This window comes from Planomonospora corallina (assembly GCF_042650625.1).
GTDB lineage: Bacteria > Actinomycetota > Actinomycetes > Streptosporangiales > Streptosporangiaceae > Planomonospora_B > Planomonospora_B corallina.
Genome location: NZ_JBHSBM010000040.1, coordinates 131,185 through 158,090, shown reverse-complemented (window position 1 = coordinate 158,090; position 26,906 = coordinate 131,185). Strand labels below are relative to the sequence as shown.

Sequence of the window (26,906 nt, the reverse complement as noted above, 5' to 3'; positions counted from 1 at the left end):
TCGGCCAGCGCGCCGGCCGACGGGCCCTCCATCCGGATCCAGAGCGATCCGCCGCCCTTGGGAACGGCGAACTCCCAGTCGGGCATGTGCGCGCGCACCGCGGCCACCAAGGCGTCCCGGGAGGCGCCGAGGTCGCGGCGGCGCTCGGCACGGGTCTCCTCGATGCCCTCGAAGAGCGCGGCCACGACCAGCTGCTCGAAGACCGGGCTGGCGATGTCCATGGCCGCGCGGAGCACGGCCAGGCGGCGGACCGTGGCCGCGGTGGTACGGATCCAGCCGATGCGCAGGCCGCCCCACCAGAGCTTGGAGGCCGACCCGACGGAGATCACCCGGCCGTCGGTGTCGAACGCGGCCAGCGGCGCGGCCGGCGGCACCTCGTCGATCGCCAGCTCGCTCCAGGTCTCGTCCACGACCAGCGTGGTGCCGCAGCGCCGGGCCGCGCCGACCAGACCGGCCCGGGTGGCGTCGTCCATCAGGTGGCCGGTGGGGTTCTGGAAGTCCGGGATCACGTAGGCCAGCCGGGCGGCCGACTGGCGCATCGCGGAGGTGAGCAGGTCCAGATGCCAGCCCCCGGAGGGGATGCCGACCGGGACGATCCGGGCGCCGCGCACCCGGGCCGTGTCGAGGACGTGCGGGTAGGTGGGCGACTCGACCAGCATCGGGTCGCCCGGCGTCAGCAGCGCCGTGACCAGCAGGTGGATCGCCTGCTGGGCGCCGGTCGTGACGAGGATCTGCTCGGGCCGGGTGGCCAGCCCGCGCGCGGTGTAGCGGGCGGCGACCGCCTCGCGCAGCACCGCGAGACCGAGCGGGTCGTAGCCCGTCCCCAGCGCGTGGCGCGGGTAGTGCTCGCCCGCGCGGGCGACCGCCGTGGCCAGCGCCGAGGTGGCGGGCGGGGCGGCGCTGTGCATCGGCAGCAGGCCGTCGTCGCCGGCGCCGACCCACGGGTTCTCCGTGCCGAGCGCGCCGGCGTCGGGCAGCGCGGTCCAGCTCCCGGCGCCCTGGCGGCTGTCCAGGTAGCCCTGTTCGCGGAGGCGGTCGTAGGCGGCGGTCACGGTGGTGCGGCTGACGCCCAGGGCTTCGGCGAGGTGCCGCTCGGCGGGGACGCGCGTCCGGACGGGGAGGCGGCCGTCGAGGATCAGTGAGCGCATCCGCCCGGCCAGCGCCCGGTAGTAGGGCCGGGTGCCGGGGGCGATCTCCACGAGACGGGCGAGCTGGGGGCCGCTGAGATACCGGTCCATGCGGAACACTCTAAAGCCACTTGTGCTGATTGGATATGTATCGCACGAGTAATGGCCTGGATGATGCATGCCATTATGAGTGAACTCTCCCTGCCCGCCCCCGTCTCCCTCCCCAACCGCCTGCTCCGTCTCTACGCCGGGCTGGCGCTCTACGGCGCCGCGGTCGCCCTCCTGATCGAGTCCCGGCTCGGCGGCAGTCCCTGGGACGTCTTCCACCAGGGCCTGACCGTCCACCTGGGCCTGTCGATCGGGACCTGGATCATCCTGGTGGGCGCGCTGGTGATGCTGCTGTGGATCCCGCTCCGGCAGAAACCCGGGGTCGGCACGCTCAGCAACGTCCTCTTCCTCGGCCTGTTCGCCGACGCCGCGCTCCGGCTGCTCCCGGCGCCGGACCCGCTCGCCGCCCGGTGGGCCTTCCTGCTGGCCGGCGTGGTGGCCACCGCCGCGGCGACCGCCCTGTACATCGGCGCCGGCCTCGGCCCCGGGCCTCGGGACGGCATCATGACCGGCCTGGTCCGCCTGGGCCTGTCCATCCGCCTGGCCCGCACGCTGATCGAGGTGACGGTGCTGGCGGCCGGCTGGCTGCTCGGCGGCACCGTGGGCGTCGGCACGGTGGTCTTCGCCCTGGCCGTCGGGCCCCTCACCCAGTTCTTCACACCGATGCTGGGCCTCCGGCACCCGGCGGCCCGGAGCTGACCGCCGCGGCCGGGGTGCCGGGCACCCGGCCTCCCGCCGGGCCGTCCCGTCCTCTGCGCCTCGGTCGCGCGCCCGCCGCCGGGGGGCGGACGACTCGCCGGGTCCCCCGCCGCGCCCGGCGGCCGCCGAGGTATTAGCGTCGAATCCATGCGCATCGAGGACTACGCCCTCATCGGCGACATGCAGTCAGCCGCGCTCGTCGGCCGGGACGGCTCCGTGGACTGGCTCTGCCTGCCCCGTTTCGACTCACCGTCGTGCTTCGGGGCGCTGCTCGGCGGTCCCGACAACGGCCAGTGGTGGATCGGCCCTGCCACCGCGGACAGGCGCCCCGCCACCCGGCGGCGCTACCGGGGCGACACCCTCGTGCTGGAGAGCGAGTGGGACACCGCCCGCGGCACGGTCCGCGTTATCGACTTCATGCCTCCCCGGCAGGCCAACCCCGACATGGTGCGGATCGTCGAGGGCGTCGCGGGCACGGTGGAGATGGCCACCGAGATCCGCGTCCGCTTCGACTACGGCCGGATCGTGCCCTGGGTGCGGCGCAGCGACGGCCTGCTGCACGCCGTCGGCGGCCCCGACTCGATCTGGCTCCGCTCCCCCGTGCCGCTGCGCAGCCGCGGCTACGTCCACCACGGCTCCTTCCGCGTCTCGGCGGGCGAGCGCATGGCGTTCGTCTTCACCTGGCATCCCTCGCACGAGCCGCGCCCGGTCGAGATCGAGCCCTTCGAGCAGCTGGCCGAGACCGAGTCGCTGTGGACCGAGTGGGCCGGCAGGTGCACCCACAGCGGGCCCTGGCGCGAGGCCGTGGTCCGCTCCCTCATCACGCTCAAGGCCCTGACCTACTCCCCCACCGGCGGCATCGTCGCGGCCCCCACCACCTCGCTCCCGGAGGACTTGGGCGGGGTCCGCAACTGGGACTACCGCTACTGCTGGCTGCGCGACGCCACCATGATCCTGGACGCCCTCATCGGCGCGGGATACCTGGACGAGGCGCGCGACTGGCGGGCGTGGCTGCTGCGCGCCATCGCCGGCCGCGCCCAGGACCTGCAGATCATGTACGGCGTCGCCGGGGAGCGCCGCCTGCCCGAGATGGAGCTGGCCTGGCTGCCCGGCTACGAGGGCTCCCGGCCGGTCCGCATCGGCAACGGCGCGGTCAACCAGCTCCAGCTCGACGTCTACGGTGAGATCGCGAACTCCCTCTACCTGGCGCGGGCCTCGGGCCTGGAGCCGGACGACCGGGCCTGGACCATCCAGCGGGAGCTGATCGACTACCTCGAGGGCCACTGGGACGAGCCCGACGAGGGCCTGTGGGAGGTCCGCGGGCCGCGCCGGCACTTCACCCACTCCAAGGTGATGTGCTGGGTCGCGCTGGACCGGGCGATCAAGGCGGTGGAGAAGTTCGGCCGCGCCGGACCCCTGGCGCGCTGGAAGGCGCTGCGCGACCGCATCCACGCCGAGGTCTGCGACAAGGCGTTCGACCGCGCGCGCGGCACCTTCACCCAGTCGTACGGCTCGCACGAGCTGGACGCCGCCCTGCTGCTGATCCCGGTCGTCGGCTTCCTGCCCGCGACCGACCCGCGGGTGGTCGGCACCATCGAGGCGATCGAGCGCGAGCTGCTCTCCGACGGGTTCGTGCTGCGCTACCCGGTGGCCAAGGACAACGACGTGGACGGCCTGCCCGGTGGCGAGGGCGCGTTCCTGGCGTGCAGCTTCTGGCTCGCCGAGGCCCGCGCCATGGTCGGCCGCAGGCGGGAGGCGGTCGAGCTGTTCGAGCGGCTGCTCGACCTCCGCAACGACGTCGGCCTGCTCTCCGAGGAGTACGACCCCCGCTACGGCCGCCTGGTCGGCAACTTCCCGCAGGCGTTCAGCCACGTCCCGCTGATCCACACGGCCCGCGCGCTCGGCTGAGACGGGCCGCCGGAGGGCCCGGAAAAATTTCTCCGGTCCCGGTGTAACAAAGCGGCCCGGACGCGACTCTCATCCGGCGAACGGCACGCACACCGAAAGGACCGGGACGATGAGCGACTTCGTGGCCAGCGACTACATCGACTACGACGGCGACGGCGACACCGACGCCCAGCTGATCGACTACGACGGCGACGGCCGGGCCGACGAGGAGCGCTACGACACCAACGGCGACGGCCTGACCGACGTCGTCTACCTCGACCACGACGGCGACGGCTACGTCGACGAGGTCCGCGTGGACCTCAACGCCGACGGCGTCGCCGACTACACCGAGACCTCCGGCCCGTTCGCCGGCTGACCCGACACCCGGTCCGCACCCGTGTGACCCCGCCGAGGGGAGCCCCGAGCCGAGGAACCCGCCGCCTCCGCGCCCGCCGCACCCAGGGCGCGGGAGCGCGGGTTCCGGGACACACGGACCGCCGACGAAAGGCGATCATGAAGAACCCACGCGCGCTCTTCGCCCTGCTGCTCCTGGCCGTCCTGGCGCTGACCGGCTGCGCCCGGGTCACGGCCGGCTCCGGGGAGGAAGCCGGGGTCTCCGGCGGGGGGACCGGCGGGGTCTCCGCGGGCTCCGACGGCGCAGCCGCCGCCTCCCCTCCGGCCCGGATCGGCCGCGGCGGCCAGGACGATGCCCCGCCCCTGCCCGCGCCCGAGGACGGGCCCGGCCTGCAGGGCCCCCGGGAGGGGTCCGGCGGGGCGGGACTGGAGGACGGGTTCGGCCTGCCGCTCCCGCTGCCGGTGCTGCTCGTGCTGGCGGCCGGGATCCTCCTCACGGCCGCCGGTGTCGTGCTCTACCTGTCACGGCGGAACCGCGGGACCGCTCCCGCGGGCCCCTGGCAGGGCGGCCCCGCCCCGGCGGCCGTGCCCCCCACCGGACCGATCCCGGCGGGAGCCGTCCCCCACACCGGCCCCATCCCCCCCGGAGCGGTCCCCGCGACCTCCCCCGTACCGCCCGCCGCCCCGGCGGCCGTGCCCCCCACCGGACCGATCCCGCCCGGAGCCGTCCCCACCGCTTCCCCGGCGCCGCCCGCCGCCCCGGCGACGGCCGGTCCGCCCGCCTCCGCGCCGCCCGCGGCCGGCTCCCCGGCCTCCGCGCCCCCGGCGGCCGGCCCGTCAGAGGCCGACCCGTCCGGGGCCGACCCGCTGGCGGACGCCCTGACCGAGGTCGCCCGGAGCGGCATCAGCTCAGCGCTCACCCAGCGGGTGGAGCGCCTGTTCGCCGACGGCCACCCGGGACGGCAGGCGCTCATCGACGCCTGCATCGACTGCCGGGACCAGATCGAGGAACGGCACCCGAACCTGTCCGGCCTGCTGCTGGACGGGCTGAACCGGGCCGGCGTCCGGGAGATCGTCGCCGACGGGGAGCACTTCGACCCCCGTCGGCACGAGGCGTTCGGCGCGGAGCCGACCGACCGGCCGGAGCTGCACGACACCGTCGCCGAGACCGTCAAGCGGGGGTACGCCGACGGCGACCACGTCATCCGGGTCCCGCAGGTGGCCGTCTACCGCCACGGCCCGTCCGGGAGCGGAGCGACGGGGGTGGCCCAGTGACCAGCACAGTGACCAGCACGGTGGGCAGCACAGCGAGCAGCACAGTGACCAGCACGGCGGCCCGTCCTGCGGACCGCGCCGCGGACCGCACGGTGGACCGCGCCGCCGACCGTGCCGCCGACCGTGCCGCAGACCCCGTCGCGGACCCCGCCGCGGGCCGCTCAGCTCTCGGCGAGCTCGGTCTGCAGGCGCTTTCGGGCGCGGTGGATCCACACCCGCACCGTGTTGAGCGGCACGCCGAGCGCGGCCGCCGTCTGCTCGTAGGTGAGGCCGCCCGCCCACAGCAGCAGCGCCTCCCGGTGGGACTGCGGCAGCACGGTCAGCGCCCGGCTCAGGTCGGACATCTGCACGACGGTGTCCTCGAAGGGGCCGGTGACCGCCGTGTCCTCCTCCACCTCGGAGAAGAGCACGCCCCCGGGCGAGCGGCGCCGGATCACCGCGAGAGCGGCGTTGCGGGCGATGGCGAGCGCCCAGGACCGGAACGGCGCACGGCCGGCGAAGGAGCCCAGCCCCTTCCACGCCGCCAGCTGGGTCTCCTGCAGCGCGTCGAGCGCGTCGGCGCGGTTGCCGGTCAGGTGGTAGCAGACTCCGAAGGCCTGGCGCTGCGCCGTCGACCACAACGCGGCGAAGGCGGCCTCGTCACCCGCCCGCGCCGCAGCCAGAAGAAGACTCTCGTCCTCCACGACTTCGCTCAACGACCCGCTCGTCATCGGTCACGCTCTCCCCGCAGTTGCAATCCGACCAATGACACCACGCCGCACGTTTGCCCGGTATGAGGTAGCTCGCCATGATATTGGACCGTAACAATACGGACACCGGTTCGGCCGGAGAGTCAGACGACTGGGCTGAGCTGCGTCAATCCCTCTTCGACTCGGTCCCCGAGCCGACGGAGGCGGAGGTTCAGGACATGTTCACGCGGACGTTCTCCGCCGAGGAGGCCGACCTTTCCCTCCTGCCCGAACCGGACGTCTTCGACGCGGGCGCCGGGGACGGCACGGCGCCGGACGACGCCGCCTCCGGGCCGTTCGGCGAGACCGGGGAACAGGACCCCTGGCGGTCCTCCGACACCGGTGCCGACGACCCCGCCGGGGACCCGTACACTCCGGACGGCGACCCCGGCGACCCCGGCGACATCTGCGTCCACGACGACCACGACCAGCAGGGCGGCTGGGACCTCTTCGGCGGTGACGTGTGACCCCCTCCCCAACGGACCTCCTGCGCGCGCTGTGCGACAGCACCACGGCCAAGCTCGCCGACGCCGGGCTGCGCGAGCGGGTCGCGCACGTGCGCGCCGGCCTGGACGCGCCGCTCCGGGTCGCGGTGGCCGGCGCGGTCAGCAGCGGCAAGTCCACCCTGGTCAACGCGCTGCTGGGGCTGCCGGTCGCACCGGTGGACGCCGGCGAGTGCACCTTCGTCGTCACCCAGTACGAGTACGGCGCCGACGACGGGCTCATCACGATCGAGCTGACCGACGGCACCGCGGCCCGCTCCCGGCTGCTGCCCGGCCACCGGCTCCCCGCCGACCTGGGCGTGGACACCTCCCGCATCCGGCGTCTGCGCGTCTCGCTGAACCTGCCGTCGCTCCGTACGGTCACCATCATCGACACCCCCGGCATGAACACCGTGACGGCCGTCAACGAGCAGGCGGCCCGGGGCATGCTGTTCGGCTCCGAGAACGAGGACGAGCGCGCGCAGGCGATGATCTACGTCCTGCGCTACGTCCAGAAATTCGACGACACCACCCTGGCCGACTTCCGCGCCCTGACCGGCGCCTCCGGCATGAGCTGCGTCAACACCCTGGCCGTGCTGGGCCAGGTCGACCGGCGCGGCGACGAGGACGACCCCTGGCCCACCGCCCGGCGGCTGGCCGCCCAGGGCTACGCCGACCTGCGCACCGCCGTCTTCGACGTGGTCCCGGTGATCGGCCTGCTGGCCGAGACCGCGCGGGCCCGCCCGCTGGACGCCGAGGAGTTCAAGGCCCTCTCGGCGCTGGCCGCCATGGACGAGGACGACCTGGAGGACTACCTCCTCGACCTGGAGGACTTCCGTACCGCGCCCGACCTGCCGGTCCCCGCCGAGGTGCGGCACCGCCTGGTGGAGCGGCTGCACCGCTACGGCATCCGTGCCGCGGCGGACGCGCTGCGCCGGGGCGAGGCGGGCGACCCCGCCACGCTCGCGGCCTGCCTGCTGCAGCGCTCGGGCTACGCCTCCGCGGGCAGGGCCGCGACCGGCTCGGTGGCGGCGGGCATCGCCCACTTCGCCCGCAGGGCCGACCAGCTGAAGGCGCTCGACGCGCTGACCCGGCTCCGCAGGCTCGCCCGTACCCCGGCGCTCGGCTCGGACCGCGCCACCCTGGACGCGCTGGCCGCCCAACTCGACGAGAACCGGCCGATCGCGGCCGCCCTCGGCGGCCTGCGGATCTTCTCCGCCGCCGAGGCCCTCGGCCGGGGCACGTTGGTGCTGAACGAGGAGATGACCGCCGAGCTGCTCCGCCTGGCCCGCCACGACGACCCGGCCGGGCAGCTCGGCCTGCCCGCGGGCGCCCCGCCGGAGCAGATCGCCGCGGCGGCGACGGCGGCGTCGACGCGCTGGCGCGCGATCGCCATGATGAACGAGGGGCGGGCCGCGGGGCACCGGGCCAGGGACGTGCTGACGGTCCTGGAGGACATGGTCACCGCGGCCCTGGACGGAGCCTCCGCCGCCGCCGCCGGGGCCGCGGGCGCGGCCGCCGCGCTCCCGCCGGTCGAGGTCGACGCCGCCGCGGTCGAGACCCTGCGCACCTGCCCCCTGGTCCCGGCCGACGACCGGCGGGCGCTGGAGCTGCTGCTGACCGGGACCGAGCTGGCGACCCAGCTGGGCGCCCCGCCCGGCAGCCCGCGCACCGAGATCGCCGGTTACGCCGCCGCGCTCGGCGCCCGCTTCCGCGTGCTGACCCACCGGCCGCTCTCGCTGCGGCAGAAGCGGGCCGCGGAGCGGATCTGCGACGCCTACGAGGACATCTGGGCGCGCCACCACGGCGGCGTGCGAGAGGAGAGAAGAGCATGACGACCCCCGACCCGAACAGCCCGGTGACCCGGCTGCTGCGCTACGCCAACGAGGTCCACGCGCTGGCGGGCAGGTGCGGGCGGAAGGACCTGGCGGAGGTGCTGGCCGGCTGCGCGGCGCGCTGGAAGCACGAGTGCACCGACATCGTGGTCGCCGGAGCGCAGAAGCGCGGCAAGAGCCGTCTGCTCAACACCCTCGTGGGCCACCCCGACCTGCTCCCGGTCGACGCCGACGTCGCCACCGACTGCTTCCTGTCCCTGCGGCGCGGGCCCCGGCTGACCGCCGTCGTGCACCGCAGCACCGACGCGGGCCCCGTCCAGACGCCGATCACCATCGAGTCGATCCCCGACTACGCCTCCATGCGCGGGGACGCCGGCAAGCGGCGCGACGTGGTCAGCGTGGACATCACGCTCGACAACCCGCTCCTGGACGGTCTGCGGCTGCTCGACACGCCGGGCGTGGACAGCCTCACCGTGGGCCACCGGCAGGTGACCGTGGCCATGCTGCAGCGGGCCGACGCCCTGCTGTTCGCGCTCAGCGCCCAGGACCAGCCGGTGCTCCGGCACGAGCTGGAGTTCCTGGCCGAGGCCGCCGAGCGGGTCCAGGCGATCGCGTTCGTGCTGACCAAGGTGGAGGACTCCAACAACTGGCGGGTCCTGATGGAGGAGAACCAGGCGCGCCTGCGGACCTTCGTCTCCCAGGCCGTCGCGGAGAACCCGGCGCGGGCGGCGACGCTCGAACCGCTGCTGACCGCCCCCTGGATCCCGGTGAGCGCCAAGCTCGCCGAGGCCGCCGAGGCCAAGCGGCGCGAGGGCCGGCAGGAGCGGGCGGACGCGCTGCGGGCGCGCAGCGGCATGGACGCGCTGGAGCGGCACCTGCGCGCCTTCGCCGAGGGCAGGGACTTCGCCCGGGGCGCCACGGTGGTCTCCGCCGCGCTCTCGGCGCTGGACTCGCTCGCGACCACCGCGCAGGACGATGTGGCCGCGGGCTCGGACGACTCCGGCGACGTCGCCGCCCGGCTCGCCGAGGTGGAGGCCGACCTGGAGGGCCTGAGCGAACTGGCCGCCCGCCGCCGGGCGGGCGCGGTGGCCAACACCTTCCTCGGCCGCGAGGTCTCGGGCATCGTGGCGGCCCGGGTGGCCGAGATCCGCCAGCCGTACGAGAACTCGATCACCGCGCTGAAGAAGCAGGACCAGCTCGACCGGTTCACGGCGGAGCTGCCGATGAGCGTGCAGCGCTCGCTGGAGGCGGCCTGGTCGCAGATCGTCTACGACGTGGAGGTCCTGGCCCGCAAGACGCTCGACGCCTTCGCCCGCGACCTCGGCCTGGACCCGGTCGCCTTCGCCGCCGACCGCGGCGCCGCGCCGAACGTCTCGCAGGTCCAGATCAGGAAGGACGAGTCGGCGGACGCACCGGCCCAGGTGGACATGATCCGGGACGTGCTCCCGTCGGCCTCGATCGGCCTGTCCCTGGGCGGCTTCGCCGCGACCCTGCTCGGCCCGGTCGGCTTCATCCTGGTCGCCCCGGCCATCGGGGCCGCCATGTTCATGGGGCGGCGCTCGATGGAGAAGGTGCAGCGCAACCAGTCGGCGATCCGGACGGCGCTCCGCGACCAGTTCGCGGCGGTCTCCCGGGAGATGACGCTCGACCTGGAGCGCATGGTGGCGACCTGGCGGGTCAGCGTCGAGCAGGCCGCCGACGAGCACCTGATGCGGCGGCGCAAGGAGCTGGAGAGCAGGCGCGCCGAGCTGAAGGCGGCCTCCGCGCGTTCGGAGGCCGAGCGCAAGAAGGCGAGGGAGTCCGGGCAGGACCGGATCTCCGCGATCAACACCCTCACCCGGCGCGGCCAGGAGCTGCGCCGGGAACTGGCCGCCGCGGTGGCGGCGCTGGGCGCCGAGCGGCCGGCCGCTCCCGCGGCCGCCCCGGCTCCGGCCGGGAGCTGATCCCACGGCGAACCGGGGCCGGGTCCGCTCTGCGGGCCCGGCCCCGTCGTGTGCGCGGGGCCCGCGGCGCGTCAGAGCGGCAGGTGCACCAGGACGCCGGGGTGGTCGCGGGTGGCCCCGGCCGCGTCGGCCGGCCGGTGCAGGCAGAGCAGGCCGCCGGGGACCCGGACGACCGGCTCGAACGTGCCCGTCGTCCGGTGGACCTCCCGCGCGCCCTCGGGGGTGACGTGCACGAGCCTGCTCCGGCCCGCGTCCAGCATGGTCATCCAGAGGGAGTCGCCGTCGGGCACCAGGCGCGGGCGCTCCCAGCGGTAGCGGGAGGTGAGGTGGCCGGCCAGGGTCGCCGACTTCTTGCCCATCAGGAACCGCAGCGCGCCGGAGCGCTCGTCGAAGACGCTGACCGACCAGCCGCGGGCGGGGCTGACCTGGTCCGTGCCGACCGCGTAGATGTGCCCGCCCGCCGGGACCCAGCGCAGCGCCCCCGCCGGAGGACGCGGCGCCACCAGCACCGTCTGGCCGGGGACGGTGTCCGCCTCCAGCCCCGCCGAGCTGGCGGTGAACCACCGGCCGTTGTGCAGGACGACCTGGTGGAGCCAGCTGCGGCCCGGCTCGCGCACCGTGGGGCGCACGACGCCGCCCGGGTCGACGAGGCAGAGCACCTGCCACGGCTGGAAGTCCTGGTACCGGCCGGCGAACGGCGGCTGGCCCGTGCGGAACTGGCCGAGCACCACGGTGCAGCCCGGAGCGCCCACCGACAGCTCCGGCTCGGTGCCGCCGGGCCCGTCCTGGTCGAGCAGCCGGCGGAGCCGGTTGTCCTCGTTGACGAACCACTGGGCGTACGGGCCGAGGTCGCGTGCCAGGGGCTCCGGAGCGTGGAAGGATCCCAGGTCGAACTCGAGCAGCGACAGGTGCCCGGTCTCGCCCCACGGCAGGCCTGCCGAGGCGTCGACCGGGACGGTCTGCCTGGGCTGGTAGAAGACCCAGGCGCTGCGGCCGTGCACCAGCACGTTGGGGGTGTCCCAGGTCTGCACCGGGTGGGTGGAGCGCACCCCCAGCTCGGGGGTGAGGGTGCGCACCAGCACCTGCGCCGGGCCGATCTGCTCGGCCGTGACGACGCCCTCGGCCGAGGCGGACCACTCCACCAGCCTGCCGAAGTGCAGCTCCCGGTCGTGGCCGCCGCCGACGCCGTCGAGCCTGCGCAGGAAGTGCCCGCCCTGGTGCGCCTGATGGACGAGGACCCGGCCGCCCGCGGCCCTGGCCTCCAGGACGTTGTCCAGCACCTTCTCGACGCCCCTGACCACGGGGCCGTCCACGGCGGGCATGCTTCCCGTGCCGGCGAACGGCGCCGGGCCCGCGGCGGGCACGCCGCCGGAGCCCGGCAGGACCGGGTGCCCGCCGGTGGTGGAGCCCACCGGGCCCGCCGGGCCGGGATGCCCGGCGGGACCGGCGAACGCGGCCGGGCCGGGTGCGGGGGCGGCGACGGCCGGGTGGCCCCCGGTCACCACGGCGGGCCGGCCGGTGGCCGCCCGCGACCCGCCGCCCGTCAGGTGGGGGCCGGTCATCCGGCTGGGATCGCGATGCTCGACCTTGAGCTTCCAGGCGAGCTGCGCGGCGCCGTACGCGACGACGATCTTCGGGTCGTCGTAGGTGCGCACCTTGTCCCCGAAGCGGTCGCGCACGGCCTGCTGGACCAGGGGCATCCGGCTGCCGCCGCCGGTCATGAACACCGCGGCCAGCTCGTCCTGGCCGAGCCCGGCCCGGCGGATCGTCTCGTCGAGGATGTCGACCGTCCTGGTGACCTCCTCCCCGATGAGGCCCGCCAGGTCGGTCCGGTTGATGTGCACGTCCTCGTTGACGCCGACCACGTAGTGGGAGGAGGTCTCGAACTTCGAGAGGGTCTCCTTGCCCTCCCGGGCCGTCTTGAGCAGGTCGGCGGCGTAGCTGACGTAGCGGCGTTCCGGGTTGGTGGTCACCTGCGTCCACCACTCGGGGTCGATGCGCTCCAGCTGCCCGCCGAAGAACGCGAAGACCTGCTCGTCAAAACCCTCGCCGCCGATCTCGTCGCTGCCGCCCGGCTCCCCCACGACCTTGAAGTCGCTGCCGTCGGTGGTGAGCACGGCGGCGTCGAAGGTGCCGCCGCCGAGGTCGTAGACGGCCAGGTGGGACCCGCTCGGCACCCTTCCCGCGGAGGCGAAGTAGCGGGCGGAGGCGACGGGCTCGTCGACGAAGGCGATCCGCACGCCGCGCACGACCTTCTTGGCCGCCGCCAGCAGCACCGACTTGCGCTCGTTGTTCCAGGCCACCGGGTGGGTCAGCGCGATGCAGTCGGGGTCGGCCCCGTCGAAGCGGCGCCGGCCCTCGCTGACGAACAGCTCCAGCAGCGTCGCCATGGCGTCGGTGACGTCCACCGGGACGCCGCCGAGCAGCATCCGGCCCCGGCCGACGTAGCGTTTGGGGTTGCGCTCGACCCGCTCGGGGTTGACGCCGATGCCCCGCTGGGCGATCCGGCCGGCCACCAGCGTCCCGCGCTCGTCGAGCATGACGGCGGAGGGAATGCGCCGCTCCCCTTCGACCTCCAGGACGTCGAAGCGGTCTTCGGCGGCTATGACCCCGGCGGAGAAACTCGTTCCGAGATCGACACCGAGGCACCACTGGGCCATTTCTCAACTCCTCGTCAACGCACACCCCGACCGTTCCGCGTCCACCGGCCGCGGCCCGGCCGGAGCGGGCACGCGGGGACCGGTCCAGGCCGTGGAAAGATCATCGCACCGGGCGCGGAACAGAAATCATCTTCCTATGGTTTGTCGCGGCTTGGTGACGTTTGGTTGGGCCCAGGCGCATGCTGTTTCCCCTGTCTCCCCTGCCGTCACGGTCCGGCGCTCCCCCTGCCGTCACGGTCCGGTCTCAGTCGTCGCCGGCCCGGCCGCCGGAGCGTCCGGCCAGGGCCGCCAGGACGCGGGCGAACTCCCGCGGCGGGGCCACCACCAGCCGGGTCTGCCCGTCCTGGTCGACCAGGTCGGCCCTGATCAGGGAGAGACGGCCCTGGTGCCACCAGTAGACCTGCGGGCTCAGCGGGTCCGCTCCGTGTTCGAACTCCCGCTGGGCGAACGTGCGCAGCCGCTCGATCGCCCGGACCACGCCGAGGCCCTCGACCGGATGGACGACCAGCGTCGCCGGGTCCGGCAGCACGACCAGCACCCCGTCGGCGGGCAGGGGGAAGTAGTCGTCCAGGTGGCGCAGGTGGGCGGCGGCGCAGGCGGTGGGGCCGGTCAGCCGCCGGACCGGCACGCCGCCGAGGTCCTCCGCGGTGACCGCCAGCCGCTCGTCGGCCCGGATGTTGGCGGCGGCCAGGTCCAGCGCCTGGGCGGGAGTGATCGGCCAGCAGCCGACCTCCTCCGGGCGGACGGGCCGTCCGGCCTGGCCGTACCCGACGGTGAGCACCTCGACCAGGTCGGCGGCCAGGTGGCGGCCGACCAGCCGGGCCGGGCCCAGGTCGTCGTCGGCCTGCAGGCGGGTCCGGAGCAGGGGGCGGATCTGGGCGAGGTCGCAGGCGTCCAGCGGCTCGTCCAGCGTGGCCAGCGTGTGGGCCAGGTGCTCGGAGACGAGCGTCGGCCAGTCCTCGCGGGAGTGGCGGGCCGCCTCGGCGCGCAGGCCCGCCAGCCGTACGGTGACGGTGCGCGGGCCCGACAGGGTCAGCGTGCCGCCGTCGGGGGCGAAGGACCAGGCGTAGCCCATGGAGTCGGCGACGAGTCCGAGCAGGGAGTCGAGGTCGGTCTCCTCGACCGGACGCCCGGCCGGCCGCGGTGGCGTCTCGGCCCGCCGGTCACGGTGCCGCCGGAACAGCCTCACGCGCGTCCCCCCCTGCCGGTTCCTCTCGCTGATCCCCCTAGGGTGCCCTCTCACGATTGCGGATCGACCAGGTCAGGGAGCACGATTCGGCATCAATAGCACCAAGTCCCCCCATAGGCACACTGAACTGGGGCGTTCCATGCCCCACCGGCAGTCCCGCGATCACCGGCACCCCGAGCGGCGCCAGCCTCTCCTCCAGCACCGGATAGGGGTCGCCGCACCCGGTCCACGAACCGAGCGCGAAGCCCGCCGCCCCGTCCAGGGCGCCGGCCGCCAGCAACTGGGTGAGCATCCGGTCGATCCGGTACGGCGCCTCGCCGACGTCCTCCAGCAGGACGAGCGCCCCCTCGGCCCGCAACCGGTACGGCGTGCCGCACAGCGCCGCCAGCAGCGAGAGGTTCCCCCCGGTGATCGGCCCGGCGGCGGCGCCGGGAACGATCACCCGGTCCCCGGCGACGGGCGGCGCCTCCCCGAACAGGGCGGCGGACAGGTGGGCGAGCGTACGGGGCTCGGGACCGCCGGGATCGGCGAGCACCGCGCAGGCCGCCATCGGGCCGAACCAGGAGACGACGCCCAGCCGTGACTCCAGCGCCCGGTGCAGGGCGGTGACGTCGCTGGAGCCGACCAGGGTCTTCGGCCCGGCCGCCCGCATGGCCCCCCAGTCGAGCAGGTCCAGGATCCGCGTCGCGCCGTACCCGCCCCGCGCGCACAGCACCGCCGCGACCGCCGGGTCGCACCAGGCCTCCTGCAGGTCGGCCGCCCGGGCGGCGTCGGAGCCGGCCAGGTGGCGGTCGCGGTCGAGCACGTGGGCGCCGGTGACGACCTCCAGGCCGAGCCCCTCCAGCACGGCGGCGCCGCGGGCCAGCAGGGCGGCGTCGACGGGACCGGACGGGGCCACGACGGCCACCGTGTCACCGGGGCGCAGAACGGGCGGGACGACGGCCCTCACCGCGCCTCCCGTCACGGTCCCCGCCGCGCCCCCGCGCCGCCGGGACACGGGACGGACGGGACGGACGGGACGGGCGGGACGACGGCGGCGGCGCCCGTCCCGGGACGGCTGGGCGTGGCCGGTTCGCTCACTCCGCAAACGGTGCCACACTGGGGTCAGTTATGCGACCTCCGCCCCACATCCTCGTGGTCAACGGCATCAAGGTCCGCCGGCCGGTCTTCGTGCTCGCGGCTCCGCACTCCGGCGCGGACCTGCTCGGCCGCGCGCTCAAACGCTCACCGGGTTTCCACCTCACGATGGGCCGCGCCGCGGTGAGCCACGTCGTGCACGCCTTCGCCCGCCGCCCCTCCATCGCCCGCCGGGGGCTGGGCGCCGTCCGGGTGCTCCGGGACGCCCTGGCCGAGTCCTGGCAGATCCTGCCGGGGACGTGCGGCGAGTGCCCGGCGGTCTGCCGGGAGGCCGGGGGCGTGACGGGGACGGGCCCGTGCGCGACCGCCGGGACGGTGACGCGCTTCGGCGACGCCAGCCCCGACCTGCTCTACAGCGCGCAGGTCCTGCTCCAGGCCTTCCCCGACGCCCGGTTCGTCCAGGTCATCCGGGACGGCCGGGACGTGGCCGCCGACATGATGGCCGACCCGGCGGCGCTGTCGTGGTTCAAGCCGGTCCGGGTGAGCGGCGAGACCGAGTTCCCCAACCCCTTCCTGGGCGTCAAGTCCGCCGAGCACATCGACCGTTGGAAGGCGATGCCGACACCCGGCAAGTGCGCGCTGCGCTGGCGCGGCGCCGTGCGCCTGGCCGCCGAGCTCCACCAGGAGCTCCCCCGCGAGCAGCTGCTGACGCTCCGCTACGAGGAGCTGGTCGCCTCCCCCGCCGAGACGCTGGAGGCCCTCTCCCGCTTCCTGGAGACCCGCGTCTCCAAGGCCGCCCTGTACGGCAGGAGCGTGCCGAAGGTCGGTGTCTGGCGCACCCGGCTCCGCCCCGACGACGCCGCGCTGGTGGAGAAGGTCGCCCGCCAGGAACTGGCCCGCCTGGGCTACCGGTGAGAACCGCCCGCCCGGACCCGGCCCGTCCGGGCCACCGGTGAGGCCCGCCCGCCAGGACCCGGCCCGCCCGGGCCACCGGTGAGGGGGCGGACCGTCAGGACTGGGGGCTGAACTGGGTGCGGTAGAGCTCGGCGTAGACCGCGCCGGCGGCCAGCAGGTCCTCGTGCCGGCCCCGCTCGACGACCCGGCCGTCCGCGATCACCAGGATCTGGTCGGCGTCGCGGATCGTGGACAGGCGGTGCGCGATGACCAGCGAGGTCCGCCCGGCCAGGGCGCTCTTGAGGGCCTGCTGCACCGCGGCCTCCGACTCGGAGTCCAGGTGCGCGGTGGCCTCGTCCAGCACCACCACCCGGGGCGCCTTGAGCAGCAGCCGGGCCAGGGCCAGGCGCTGCTTCTCCCCGCCGGACAGGCGGTAGCCCCGGTCGCCCACCACGGTGTCCAGTCCCTCGGGCAGCGACTCGACGAGGTCGGCGATCTGCGCGGCGCGCAGGGCCTCCCAGACCTCCTCGTCGCTCGCGTCGGGCCGGGCGTAGCGCAGGTTGGCCCCGATCGTGTCGTGGAACAGGTGGGCGTCCTGCATGACGACGCCCACGGTCTCGCGCAGCGACTCCAGGGTGGCCTCGCGCACGTCCAGCCCGTTGACGCGGACCGCGCCGGAGCCCACGTCGTAGAGGCGGGAGACCAGCGAGGTGATCGTCGTCTTGCCCGCTCCCGAGGGGCCGACCAGGGCGACCAGCTCACCGGGGCGGGCGGTGAAGGCGATGCCGCGCAGCACGTCGTGGCCCTGCCCGGTGTCGGGCCGCGCCACCGACTCCAGCGAGGCCAGCGAGACCTCCGAGGCCGCCGGGTAGCGGAAGTGGACCTCGTCGAACTCGATCGTCGCGGGCCCGTCCGGGACGGGCCGGGCGCCGGGCTTCTCGGCCACCATGGGCTCCAGGTCGAGCACCTCGAAGACCCGGTCGAAGCTGACCAGCGCGGTCATCACGTCCACGTGCACGTTGGACAGGCTCGTCAGCGGGCCGTACAGGCGCATCAGGAGCGCGGTGAGCGCGACCAGGGTGCCGATCTCGAACGCCCCGTTCACGGCCAGCACGCCGCCGACGCCGTAGACCAGCGCGGTGGCCAGCGAGGCGACCAGGCCGAGGGCGATCCGGAAGAACGTGCCGTACATGCCGACGGTGACGCCCACGTCGCGCACCCGGCCCGCGCGGGCGGCGAAGGCCTCGGCCTCGTCGCCGGGCCGGCCGTACAGCTTGGCGACCATGGCGCCGGCGACGTTGAAGCGCTCGGTCATCATGGAGCTCATCTCGGCGTCGAGCTCCATCTGCTCGCGGGTGAGCCTGGACATCTTCCGCCCGACCCACTTGGCGGGGAAGAGGAAGACCGGCAGCAGCACCAGCGCCACGAGCGTGATCTGCCAGGACAGCACGAGCATCGTGCCCAGCACCAGCACCAGCATGACCACGTTGGAGACCACCGACGACAGCGTGCTGGTCAGCGCCCGCTGCGCGCCGATCACGTCGGTGTTCAGCCGGGAGACCAGGGCGCCGGTCTGGGTCCGCATGAAGAACGCGACCGGCATGCGCTGCACGTGGTCGAAGACCTCGGTGCGCAGGTTGTAGATCAGGCCCTCGCCGACGCGGGCGGAGAACCAGCGCTGGGCCAGGCCGAGCCCGGCGTCCAGCACCGCGAGCGCGGCGATGGCCAGGGCGAGGCCGGCGACGAGCCCGGTGTCGCCCTTCTCGATCCCGTCGTCGATGATGGCCCGCATCAGCAGCGGGTTGACGACCACGACGACCGAGCCGAGCACGACCAGGGCGAGGAAGGCGGCGATCTGCCGGGAGAAGGGCCGTGCGTACCGCACGATCCTGCGGACCGTGCCCGGGGCGATCCGCTCCTTGGTCACGGAGCTGTCGCGCCGCAGCGAGCGCATCGCCTGGGGGCCGAGACCCCCGCCCATCATCACCACTGTGACCTCCTCTCCCGGTCCGAGCGCCGGGAGAGGCCTCGTGATTCCCTCATCAGCTCCGAGCGAACAGCGCCTTGATCCGCGCCATCTGCTCCTGCCGCTCGGCCGCGCACTGCTCCTCGAGCGTGCGCCCCGCGGCTCCCTGGAGCAGCCGCTTGGTCGCCGTCGCGGCGTCCCGGTTGGTCGACAGCAGCGCGGCCGCCAGGTCCCGCACGGCCTGCGTCAGGTCGCCCGGGGCGACGACCAGCTCTGCCAGGCCGATCCTGGCCGCCTCCTCGGCGCCCACGGTGCGGGCCGTGAGGCAGATCTCCACGGCGCGGGACAGGCCGACGAGGTCGACCAGCGGCTTGGTCCCGGTCAGGTCGGGCACCAGTCCGAGAGCGGGCTCCTTCATGCAGAATTTGACGTCGTCCGCCACGATCCGCAGGTCGCAGGCGAGCGCCAGCTGGAAACCCGCGCCGACGGCGTGTCCCTGGACGGCGGCGATCGAGACGATGTCCGGCCGTCGCAGCCACATGAAGCCCTGCTGCGCCTGGGCGATCCGCTTGTCGAAGGACGTGCCGTCGAGCGTGGCGGTGCTCGCGAACGAACCCTGCCCGGGGACCCCCTCCGGGGTGAACATCCGCAGGTCGATGCCCGCCGAGAAGGACGGCCCCTCACCTTGGACCACGACGACTCTCACCTGCTGCGGCAGGTTCTCACCGATTCGAGCCAGCTCCGCCCAGGTAGCGAACGTCTGCGCGTTCCGCTTGTCCGGCCGGGCCAGCGTGACCGTCGCGATCTCGCCGTCCACCTCGAAACGAAGACCGACCTCCTCGGGGGAGGCCTCCTCCGAACGTCCCCCGTGCACCGCTTCCGTCATCGCCCGTTCTCCCATGCGTCAGCCGTCTGTCACGCCCGAGCCTACCGGCTTCTCTAGAATGAGATTCGGCAGGCCCGGGCGGACGGGCAAGCGTGAGGACGAGCGGCTGCGGTCGCGCGTTCCAAGGCGGCTCAGCGCTTGGTCTTACCCCGGGTGGCACCGCCGCGCCCGCGCAGAGTCACGCCGGACTCGCTCAGGATGCGGTGGATGAACCCGTAGGACCGGCCGGTCGAAGCGGCGAGGGCCCGGATGCTCTCACCCGAGCTGTAGCGCTTCTTGAGATCGGCCGCCAGTTTTTCACGGTCGGCCCCGGTCACCCGGGTGCCCTTCTTGAGAGTCTCGGCCACGAGCTACCTCCTGTAGTGCCAGACTTCCGCAGCGTTACTCCGCCATGATCAGTCATTTCCGCGGGATCGGCTACCTACTCCCAGGGAAAAGATCCGTACCCGCTCAAATTGAGATCAGGCAAGTGCCACAAGGTCGGAAAATTCCTCGCTCCACGCGTCCTCGACCCCGTCCGGCAGCAGGATCACCCGGTCCGGCTGCAGGGCGTCCACCGCGCCCTCGTCGTGCGTGACGAGGACGATGGCCCCGGTGTAGGACTTCAGCGCGGACAGGACCTGCTCCCGGCTGGCCGGGTCGAGGTTGTTGGTCGGCTCGTCCAGGAGCAGGACGTTGGCCGCCGAGAGCACCAGGGTGGCCAGGGCCAGACGCGTCTTCTCGCCGCCGGAGAGCACCCCGGCGGGCTTGTCCACGTCGTCGCCGGTGAACAGGAACGAGCCCAGGACCTTGCGCAGCTCGACGTCGGGCAGGTCCCCGGCGGCCGAGCGCATGTTCTCCAGCACCGTGCGGCCGGGGTCGATCGTCTCGTGCTCCTGGGCGTAGTAGCCCAGCTTGAGCCCGTGCCCGGCCCTGACCTCGCCGGTGTCGGGCTTCTCCAGGCCCCCCAGGATGCGCAGCAGCGTGGTCTTGCCGGCGCCGTTCAGGCCCAGGATGACGACCCGCGAGCCCCGGTCCACGGCCGCGTCGACGTCGGTGAACACCTCCAGCGAGCCGTAGGACTTCGACAGCTCGGTGGCCGTCAGCGGGGTGCGCCCGCACGGCGCCGGGTCGGGGAAGCGGAGCTTGGCGACCTTGTCGGCGCGCCGCTCCGTCTCCACGCCGGACAGCAGCCGCTCGGCGCGGCGCTGCATGTCCTGGGCCGCCTTGGCCTTGGTCGCCTTGGCCCGCATCTTGTCGGCCTGCGCCATCAGCGCCGAGGCCTGCTTCTCGGCGTTGGCCCGCTCGCGCCTGCGGCGCTTCTCGTCCGTCTCCCGCTGGGCCAGGTAGGCCTTCCAGCCGACGTTGTAGACGTCGATCACCGCCCGGTTGGCGTCCAGGTGGACGACGCGGTTTACCGTCGCCTCCAGAAGACCAACATCGTGGCTGATGATGATCAAACCACCTTGATGGGAGCGCAAAAAATCGCGGAGCCACACGATCGAATCCGCGTCGAGGTGGTTTGTGGGCTCGTCCAGCAGGAGAGTCTCGGCCCCGCTGAACAGGATCCGGGCCAGCTCCACCCGGCGCCGCTGGCCTCCGGAGAGGGTGGCCAGCGGCTGGCCCAGCACCCGGTCGGGCAGCCCGAGGCTGGAGGCGATCGAGGCCGCCTCCGACTCGGCGGCGTACCCGCCCAGCACGTGCAGCCGGTCCTCCAGCCGCCCGTAGGCGCGCACCGCGCGGTCCCGGGTCCGCTCGTCGGCCGAGGACATGCCCAGCTCGGCCTCGCGCAGCTCGCGCAGGACCTCGTCGAGCCCGCGGGCGGACAGGATGCGGTCGCGGGCGAGCACGTTCAGGTCGCCGGTACGGGGGTCCTGCGGCAGGTAGCCCACCGCGCCGGTGGTGGTCACCGTGCCCGCGGCGGGCAGCGCCTCGCCCGCGAGCACCTTGGTCAGCGTGGTCTTCCCGGCGCCGTTGCGCCCGACGAGACCGATCTTGTCCCCGGGGTTCACCCGGAACGACGCGCCCTCGATGAGCAGCCGGGCCCCGGCGCGCAGTTCGATGTCAGAAGCGATGATCATGGTTGGAGGAACACTCCCAGGTCGGGGGATACACGGCTCACTACGTCGCTGTGGCCGAACCCGCCGCGCGCCGTCTCTCCCGGCTCTCGGCTCGGCCGTCTCGCCTCGTCGTGGGCGGCGTCAATCGGGAGTGCGCATACCGATCAGTGTACGGCGCGCGCACACCTCCTCCTCCCCCGCCGGATCGGCGCCTCCCGGACGGCCCGCCCTGCTCAGGCGGGGTCGACGACCCGGATCCGCACCGCGCGGAACTGCTCCGGGGCCGCGGCCAGCACCGCCAGCCGGGGGTCGGGGACGGTCAGGAAGGGCTCGGCCTCCAGCGCGAAGACCGCCTCGAGCCTGCGGTCGGTCCTCAGGGCGTCCACCGCCCGCCGGTCCCCGCCCAGGATCACCGCCTCCAGCTCGCCGGTGTGCGGGCCGAGGATCCGCAGCGCCACCTCCGCCGCCGCCTCGTGCGCCTGGTTCACCTGCTTCTCCCTGCGCCGGGCGAAGCGCTGCTGCGACCAGCCTCCCGCCGCGCTGCGGCCGTGGACCTGCCGGGAGCCGACCTTGGAGGAGACCAGCACGTCCCCCTGGAAGATCCCGGCCGCGTGGCCGCCGAGCCGTACCAGCAGCACGCCGACCCTGCGCTCGCGGCGCACGTGGGTGGTCAGGCGGGCCAGCGGCCCGCCGCCGGAGGCGGTCAGCGGCGGGAAGGGCACCCGGCACTCGGCCACCGCGCCGTCGGCGCCGGTGATCCGCACCACCTCGTCGGAGGCGGTCACCTCCAGCGCGCCGTGCCGCTCGGCGAACCCGTCGATCCAGCGGCCGAGCCGCTCCGGTCCCACCGAGACCCAGCGCCCTCCGCCGGCGGCCGGTCGTGACGTCATGCCCCGGACCCTACCCGTGCCCGCCCGCCCCGCTCCCGCGGCGGGCCCGGATCGGGGGCCTCACCTCCCCCGCACCCCCGCCACCTGGCGGATCAGGTCGGCGACGCGGACGATGCCCATGCACCGCCCGACCTCGTCGATGACGACCATGTCGTCGTAGACGCGTTCGGTGTCGCGCCCCGCGACCTGCATGGCGGCGATCGCCGGAGTCGTCCTGGGCACCGTGCGGGCCTGGTCTGCCAGCCGGACCGCGGGCTTCTTGCCGTGCAGGGCGTGGCCGTACCGGGTGGCGATGGCGAGCAGGAAGCGGCTGCGGTCCAGGCTCGCCCTGGGGCGCTGGTACTCGTCGACCAGGATCACGCTGGTGATCGAGGGCTCGCCGCTGAAGGTGGCGACGACCTCCTCCGCGGTGGCCTCCTCCGGGAGCGTCACCGCGGGCAGCAGGAACTCCTGCACCCGCGGGCCCAGCAGCATCTGCGCGGGCTCCGGCTCGGCGACGGGCAGCGGCACCTGCACCCGGCCGGAGGGCCCGGGGACCAGCAGCGGGCCGTGCGCCAGCCGTACCCCCCACCGGCGGACCTCCGCGAGCTGGGCGTCCCGCTCCACTCCGGGGGCCAGCACGTGGGCGCCGGTGTTGCGGGCGAGGACCGCCAGCGACTCGGCCAGCGCCGCCCGGCGCGGGTCGCGCGGCGCCTGCGCCACCAGGTCGGCGGAGAGCACCACCAGGTACGGCGCGGCGTCCGTCAGCAGGTCCAGCGGGAGGTGCGCGGTGCCCAGATCGCCCACCGCGATCAGGTAGCCGATGGCGCGCAGCCCCTCCACTCCGGCGAGCAGAGCCCGGCGGCCGGCCTCGGCGAAGCCGCCGCGGAGCACCAGGATGATCTCGCGGGGACGCCGCCCGCAGACCCGCAGCGCCTCGTGGAGCGGGGCCAGGGCGGCCGAACCGCTGATCACCGCCCGGGTGGGCAGGTTGAGGACCAGCGGGAGCGCCGCGGCGTTCCGGGAGACCGCGAGCACGGTCCTGGCCACGGCGACGACGTCCCCGTGGCCCGAACCCCCCTCGCCCAGGTCGTCGGCGAAGGTCTGGAGCGCGATGACGCCCCCGGTGTCGAGGTCGACGATCGGGGCGACGCCCACCCTGGCCCCGGACTCGGCGGCCCGCTGGAAGGGGGGCGTGCCGCCGGTGACGGACGCCTGCTCGAAGGACCCACCCCCGGCGGAGGCCTGCGCGAAGGACCCGCCCCCGGCGGAGGCGTGGAAGGGGGCCTGCTCGAAGGAGGCGCCCCCCGCGGAGGCCTGGAAGGACGTCTGGAAGGAGGTCTGCGCGAAGGACGCGTTCCCCCCGGGGGAGGTCTGCTCGAAGGACGCGGCGGCCGGGACTCCGGGCGGTCCCGGTACGGTTCCCGGTGCCGCGGGGGCCGGTGGGCGGGGGTGCGTGTTGGTCGGCACGTTCAGAGGATGGCCCCGCCCCGCCCGCAACATAAGTCACACCCGCCGATGTTCACCGACATTTCGCCATCCGTTGAGCAGCCGGGCCCGGGGCGGGGCCTCCGGCGGGGGAGCCACCCGCGGCCGGAGTCCTCCCGGAGTCCTCGGGAGCCTCCGGGAGCCGCCCGGAACCGGGCCCTCAGATCGCCAGGGCCCAGGCCAGGGAGACGAAGGCCACCGCGCACGCCACCGTGCGGACGGTGTTCCAGCGGACCCAGCGGGCCTCGAACCCCTCCCGCACCGCGGCGAGGTCCGTGACCCGCCCCGGGTCCCCCGCCGCGTCGAGCACGTTGTTGAGCGGCACGTTGACCGCGAACGTCACGGCCAGCGTCACGCCGTACGCCACGAAGGCCAGCACGATCCAGGGCAGTTCGGGGCGGCCCAGGTGGAGCAGTCCCGCCACGGCGGTCAGCACCGCCGCCCCGGCGAAGACCACGGCGAACCATCCGTTGAGGATCGCCGTGTTGATCCGCTGCATCGCCTCGACGATGGTCCGGTCGCCGGCCCGGCCCAGGCCGGGCATGACCGAGATCGCGTAGGCGTAGAACAGGCCCGCCATGAGGCCCATCGCCACCGTGGCCGCGACCAGCGCCGCGGTGCCCGGTGTGTGCGTGCTTCCCGTCATGCCGCCAGTCAAGCGCGCTCCGGCCCCCGGGGACCATTCGTGATGATCTCCGGCCCATACGCGCGTGTCTACAATTCCCCGCATGAGCGCTTTCGCGGGGCTGCTGGACGGGCCCAGGGCCCGGGGTGCGTTCCTGATCCGCAGTGTCCTGGAACCGCCCTGGTCCCTGCGGGTCCAGGACCGGGCACCGCTCACTCTCGTCGCCGTGGTGCGCGGTGAGGCGTGGATCGTCCCCGGCCGCGACGCCTCCCCCGCCTCCGGGTCCGAGGCCGTACCACCCGCCTCCGGGTCCGAGGCCGTACGGCTCGGCGAGGGCGACGTCGCCGTGGTGCGCGGCCCGGAGCCCTACACGGTCGCCGACGACCCCGCCACCGCGCCGCAGGCCGTCGTCCAGCCGGGCGGCTGCGCCACGACCGTGGAGGGCGAGGACCTCTGCGACGCGCTGGACCTCGGCGTGCGCACCTGGGGCCGGAGCCCCGACGGCTCGGTGGTGCTGCTCACCGGCTCCTACCGGAGGCCCGGTGAGATCGACCGGAGGCTGCTCGCCGCGCTGCCGCCCCTGCTGGTCCTGCCCTCCGGCGAGTGGGACTCCCCGCTGGTCCCGCTGCTCCGCGACGAGATCGCCAGGGACGCGCCCGGCCAGGAGGTCGTCCTCGACCGCCTCCTCGACCTGCTGCTCGTCGCGGTCCTGCGGGCCTGGTTCGCCCGTCCCGGATCCGCGGCCCCCGCCTGGTACCGGGCGCAGGGCGACCCGGTGGTGGGTCCGGCGCTGCGACTGCTCCACGAGCATCCGGCCCACCCCTGGACGGTGGCCTCGCTGGCCGCCCGCGCGGGCGCCTCCCGGGCGGCGCTGGCCCGCCGCTTCACCGAGCTGGTGGGAGAGCCGCCCATGACGTATCTCACGAACCGGCGGCTGGCCCTCGCCGCCGACCTGCTCCGCGAGCCCGGCAGCACGGTCGAGGCGGTGGCCGGGCGGGTCGGCTACGCCAGCCCGTTCGCGCTGAGCACGGCTTTCAAACGGGTGTACGGCGTCAGTCCCCGGTCGCGCTGAACACCGCTCTCCGCACGCCCGCACGGTCCGGCCTCCGCGCGCCCCGCAGAGCCCCGCAAGGCCCCGCAGAGCCCCGCAGAGCCCCGCAAGGCCCCGCACGGTTCGGCACCCGGCAGCCCGCCTTTACACTGTAGATTCTCAGTGCCGCGGAACGGGAAGGACCGCCGCCCCAAAGATGTGGACAAGCTGGGAGTTTCCCGCGAAACCTTGCGCCCCCACCGCCTGGCCCCCACAATCCTTGCACAATGCAAGAGAGACGGGCCCGGCCGGTCCGCACGGGAGTGCAGGTCACAAGCCGCATCCGGGGCCGGTCCGCCCTTCTCCCCGCCTGGCCCGCACCCGGCCGGACGCAAGGAGACGCCCTTCGTGACCCTGCTCACCGACACCCCCCTGGCCGCGGAGAACATCCGCGGATTCCGCGCCTACACCGGCAAGCACCTGGACGAGCTGACCGCACGGGCCGGCCTGACCGCCGACGAGCGCCTGGCCGTACGGGCCGTGGCCACCGTGCTGCCCTTCCGCGTCAACGCCTACGTCGTCGACCAGCTCATCGACTGGTCCGCCGCCCCCGACGACCCGATCTACCGCCTGGTCTTCCCCCAGCCCGACATGCTGCCCGCGGCCGACGTCGCCCACCTGGCCGACCTCCTCGCCCGCGCCGCCCCGCCCGCCGAGCTGCGAGCCGCCGCCACCGCCGTGCGCCTGCGCCTCAACCCCCACCCCGCCGGCCAGCTCGAGCTCAACGTCCCCCGTCTGCACGGCGCCCCCGTCCCCGGCGTCCAGCACAAGTATCCAGAGACCGTGCTGTTCTTCCCCAAGCAGGGGCAGACCTGCCATGCCTACTGCACCTACTGCTTCCGCTGGGCCCAGTTCATCGGCGAACCCGACCTGAAGTTCGCCTCCGGCGACATCGACGCCCTCGTCGCCTACCTGCGGGCCCACCCCGAGGTCACCAGCGTGCTGCTCACCGGCGGCGACCCCATGATCATGGGCGAGCCGGTCCTGCGCCGCTACCTTGAGCCCCTGCTCGCGCTAGAGCAGCTCGAGTCCATCCGCATCGGCACCAAGTCCCTGGCCTACTGGCCCCAGCGCTTCGTCACCGATCCCGACGCCGACGCCACCCTGCGCCTGTTCGAACAGGTCACCGCCGCCGGCAAGACCCTGGCGTTCATGGCCCACTTCTCCCACCCCCGGGAGATGGAGCCCGCCCTGGTGCGCACCGCCGTCGCGCGCATCCGCGCCACCGGCGCCGTCATCCGCACCCAGGCCCCGCTGATCCGCACCGTCAACGACGGCCCCGGCGTCTGGGCGGCCATGTGGCGAAGCCAGCTGGCCCTCGGCATGGTGCCGTACTACATGTTCGTCGAGCGCGACACCGGCCCGCGCGACTACTTCGCCGTCCCGCTGGCCCGCGCCCACGAGGTGTTCCGCGACGCCTACGCCGGCGTGTCCGGGCTGGCCCGCACGGTGCGGGGCCCGTCGATGTCGGCCACGCCGGGCAAGGTCTGCGTCGACGGGGTCACCGAGATCGGCGGCCGGAAGGTCTTCGTGCTCCACTTCATCCAGGCCCGCGATCCGGACCTGGTCGGCCGGCCGTTCTTCGCCGAGTACGACGAGCGGGCGCTCTGGCTGGACGACCTGCGCCCGGCCTTCGCCGACCGCTTCCCGCACCAGACCCTCTGACCTCCGGTACGGCTCCCGGG

Annotated in this window: 22 protein-coding genes; 10 read left to right on the top strand and 12 right to left on the bottom strand. The window is 74.3% G+C overall.

Going from position 1 to position 26,906, the window contains the following annotated elements; genetic code table 11:
- A partial coding sequence (gene yczR / locus ACFOWE_RS27545; protein ID WP_377292840.1) for a MocR-like transcription factor YczR occupies window positions 1-1,238 on the bottom strand: 1,238 nt, incomplete at its 3' end.
- Window positions 1,239-1,313: 75 nt separating this feature from the next.
- On the opposite strand from yczR, the gene yczE reads away from it, so the two are divergent.
- The 4 genes from yczE (at window position 1,314) to grpE (ending at window position 5,450) form a co-directional block, all read left to right on the top strand.
- The gene (yczE, locus tag ACFOWE_RS27540; RefSeq protein ID WP_377292838.1) at window positions 1,314-1,934 is read left to right on the top strand and encodes a membrane protein YczE; all 621 of its coding nucleotides are present in this window, start codon (window positions 1,314-1,316) and stop codon (window positions 1,932-1,934) included.
- Window positions 1,935-2,081: 147 nt separating this feature from the next.
- Complete coding sequence (locus ACFOWE_RS27535) at window positions 2,082-3,842, top strand: glycoside hydrolase family 15 protein (RefSeq protein ID WP_377292836.1); 1,761 nt, start codon at window positions 2,082-2,084, stop codon at window positions 3,840-3,842.
- Between the two features lie 109 nt (window positions 3,843-3,951).
- A complete protein-coding gene (locus ACFOWE_RS27530; RefSeq protein ID WP_377292834.1) occupies window positions 3,952-4,197 on the top strand; it encodes a hypothetical protein in 246 nt (81 codons plus the stop codon).
- Between the two features lie 137 nt (window positions 4,198-4,334).
- A complete protein-coding gene (gene grpE / locus ACFOWE_RS27525; protein ID WP_377292832.1) occupies window positions 4,335-5,450 on the top strand; it encodes a nucleotide exchange factor GrpE in 1,116 nt (371 codons plus the stop codon).
- A gap of 161 nt (window positions 5,451-5,611) precedes the next feature.
- Here grpE and ACFOWE_RS27520 read toward each other — a convergent pair whose 3' ends face one another.
- Window positions 5,612-6,145 carry an RNA polymerase sigma factor gene (locus ACFOWE_RS27520; RefSeq protein WP_377292830.1) on the bottom strand — a complete coding sequence of 178 codons (534 nt, stop codon included), beginning with the start codon at window positions 6,143-6,145 and terminating at the stop codon, window positions 5,612-5,614.
- A 212-nt stretch (window positions 6,146-6,357) separates the two neighbouring features.
- On the opposite strand from ACFOWE_RS27520, the gene ACFOWE_RS27515 reads away from it, so the two are divergent.
- The 3 genes from ACFOWE_RS27515 to ACFOWE_RS27505 are packed head-to-tail and all read left to right on the top strand — an operon-like array spanning window position 6,358 to window position 10,438.
- Window positions 6,358-6,645, top strand: coding sequence for a hypothetical protein (locus ACFOWE_RS27515; RefSeq protein WP_377292828.1), 288 nt, complete (start codon window positions 6,358-6,360; stop codon window positions 6,643-6,645).
- Entirely contained in the window at window positions 6,642-8,495 is a 1,854-nt protein-coding gene (locus ACFOWE_RS27510) for a dynamin family protein (RefSeq protein WP_377292826.1), read from the top strand. Before ACFOWE_RS27515 ends, ACFOWE_RS27510 begins: the two co-directional genes overlap by 4 nt.
- Window positions 8,492-10,438, top strand: a complete 1,947-nt coding sequence (locus tag ACFOWE_RS27505; RefSeq protein WP_377292824.1) for a dynamin family protein — start codon at window positions 8,492-8,494, stop codon at window positions 10,436-10,438. Before ACFOWE_RS27510 ends, ACFOWE_RS27505 begins: the two co-directional genes overlap by 4 nt.
- 71 nt (window positions 10,439-10,509) lie before the next feature.
- On the opposite strand, the gene ACFOWE_RS27500 is transcribed toward ACFOWE_RS27505, so the two are convergent.
- The 3 genes from ACFOWE_RS27500 to ACFOWE_RS27490 form a co-directional block, all read right to left on the bottom strand.
- Complete coding sequence (locus ACFOWE_RS27500) at window positions 10,510-13,098, bottom strand: Hsp70 family protein (RefSeq protein ID WP_377292822.1); 2,589 nt, start codon at window positions 13,096-13,098, stop codon at window positions 10,510-10,512.
- Between the two features lie 244 nt (window positions 13,099-13,342).
- A complete protein-coding gene (locus tag ACFOWE_RS27495; RefSeq protein ID WP_377292820.1) occupies window positions 13,343-14,287 on the bottom strand; it encodes a hypothetical protein in 945 nt (314 codons plus the stop codon).
- A 37-nt stretch (window positions 14,288-14,324) separates the two neighbouring features.
- Window positions 14,325-15,236, bottom strand: coding sequence for a S66 peptidase family protein (locus ACFOWE_RS27490; RefSeq protein ID WP_377292818.1), 912 nt, complete (start codon window positions 15,234-15,236; stop codon window positions 14,325-14,327).
- Window positions 15,237-15,397: 161 nt separating this feature from the next.
- Here ACFOWE_RS27490 and ACFOWE_RS27485 point away from each other — a divergent pair, with 161 nt between their 5' ends.
- The gene (locus ACFOWE_RS27485) at window positions 15,398-16,279 is read left to right on the top strand and encodes a sulfotransferase family protein (RefSeq protein WP_377292816.1); all 882 of its coding nucleotides are present in this window, start codon (window positions 15,398-15,400) and stop codon (window positions 16,277-16,279) included.
- A 94-nt stretch (window positions 16,280-16,373) separates the two neighbouring features.
- Here the strand turns inward: ACFOWE_RS27485 and ACFOWE_RS27480 are convergent, their stop codons facing one another.
- The 7 genes from ACFOWE_RS27480 to ACFOWE_RS27450 form a co-directional block, all read right to left on the bottom strand.
- Window positions 16,374-18,248, bottom strand: a complete 1,875-nt coding sequence (locus ACFOWE_RS27480; protein ID WP_377292814.1) for an ABC transporter ATP-binding protein — start codon at window positions 18,246-18,248, stop codon at window positions 16,374-16,376.
- A 52-nt stretch (window positions 18,249-18,300) separates the two neighbouring features.
- Window positions 18,301-19,110: an enoyl-CoA hydratase/isomerase family protein gene (locus ACFOWE_RS27475; protein ID WP_377292812.1), complete on the bottom strand. Its 810-nt coding sequence runs from the start codon at window positions 19,108-19,110 to the stop codon at window positions 18,301-18,303.
- A 131-nt stretch (window positions 19,111-19,241) separates the two neighbouring features.
- A complete protein-coding gene (locus tag ACFOWE_RS27470; RefSeq protein ID WP_068899248.1) occupies window positions 19,242-19,457 on the bottom strand; it encodes a helix-turn-helix domain-containing protein in 216 nt (71 codons plus the stop codon).
- 114 nt (window positions 19,458-19,571) lie between these two features.
- Entirely contained in the window at window positions 19,572-21,170 is a 1,599-nt protein-coding gene (locus ACFOWE_RS27465; protein ID WP_377292810.1) for an ABC-F family ATP-binding cassette domain-containing protein, read from the bottom strand.
- Window positions 21,171-21,382: 212 nt separating this feature from the next.
- Window positions 21,383-22,039 carry an acVLRF1 family peptidyl-tRNA hydrolase gene (locus ACFOWE_RS27460; protein ID WP_377292808.1) on the bottom strand — a complete coding sequence of 219 codons (657 nt, stop codon included), beginning with the start codon at window positions 22,037-22,039 and terminating at the stop codon, window positions 21,383-21,385.
- Window positions 22,040-22,099: 60 nt separating this feature from the next.
- Window positions 22,100-23,488 (bottom strand): EAL domain-containing protein, encoded by a 1,389-nt coding sequence (locus tag ACFOWE_RS27455; protein ID WP_377292806.1) that lies wholly within the window; start codon window positions 23,486-23,488, stop codon window positions 22,100-22,102.
- Between the two features lie 178 nt (window positions 23,489-23,666).
- Window positions 23,667-24,152: an anthrone oxygenase family protein gene (locus ACFOWE_RS27450; RefSeq protein ID WP_377292804.1), complete on the bottom strand. Its 486-nt coding sequence runs from the start codon at window positions 24,150-24,152 to the stop codon at window positions 23,667-23,669.
- A gap of 82 nt (window positions 24,153-24,234) precedes the next feature.
- Here ACFOWE_RS27450 and ACFOWE_RS27445 point away from each other — a divergent pair, with 82 nt between their 5' ends.
- Window positions 24,235-25,203, top strand: coding sequence for an AraC family transcriptional regulator (locus tag ACFOWE_RS27445; protein WP_377292802.1), 969 nt, complete (start codon window positions 24,235-24,237; stop codon window positions 25,201-25,203).
- A gap of 366 nt (window positions 25,204-25,569) precedes the next feature.
- Window positions 25,570-26,886, top strand: a complete 1,317-nt coding sequence (locus ACFOWE_RS27440; RefSeq protein ID WP_377292800.1) for a KamA family radical SAM protein — start codon at window positions 25,570-25,572, stop codon at window positions 26,884-26,886.
- Window positions 26,887-26,906 lie beyond the last annotated feature (20 nt).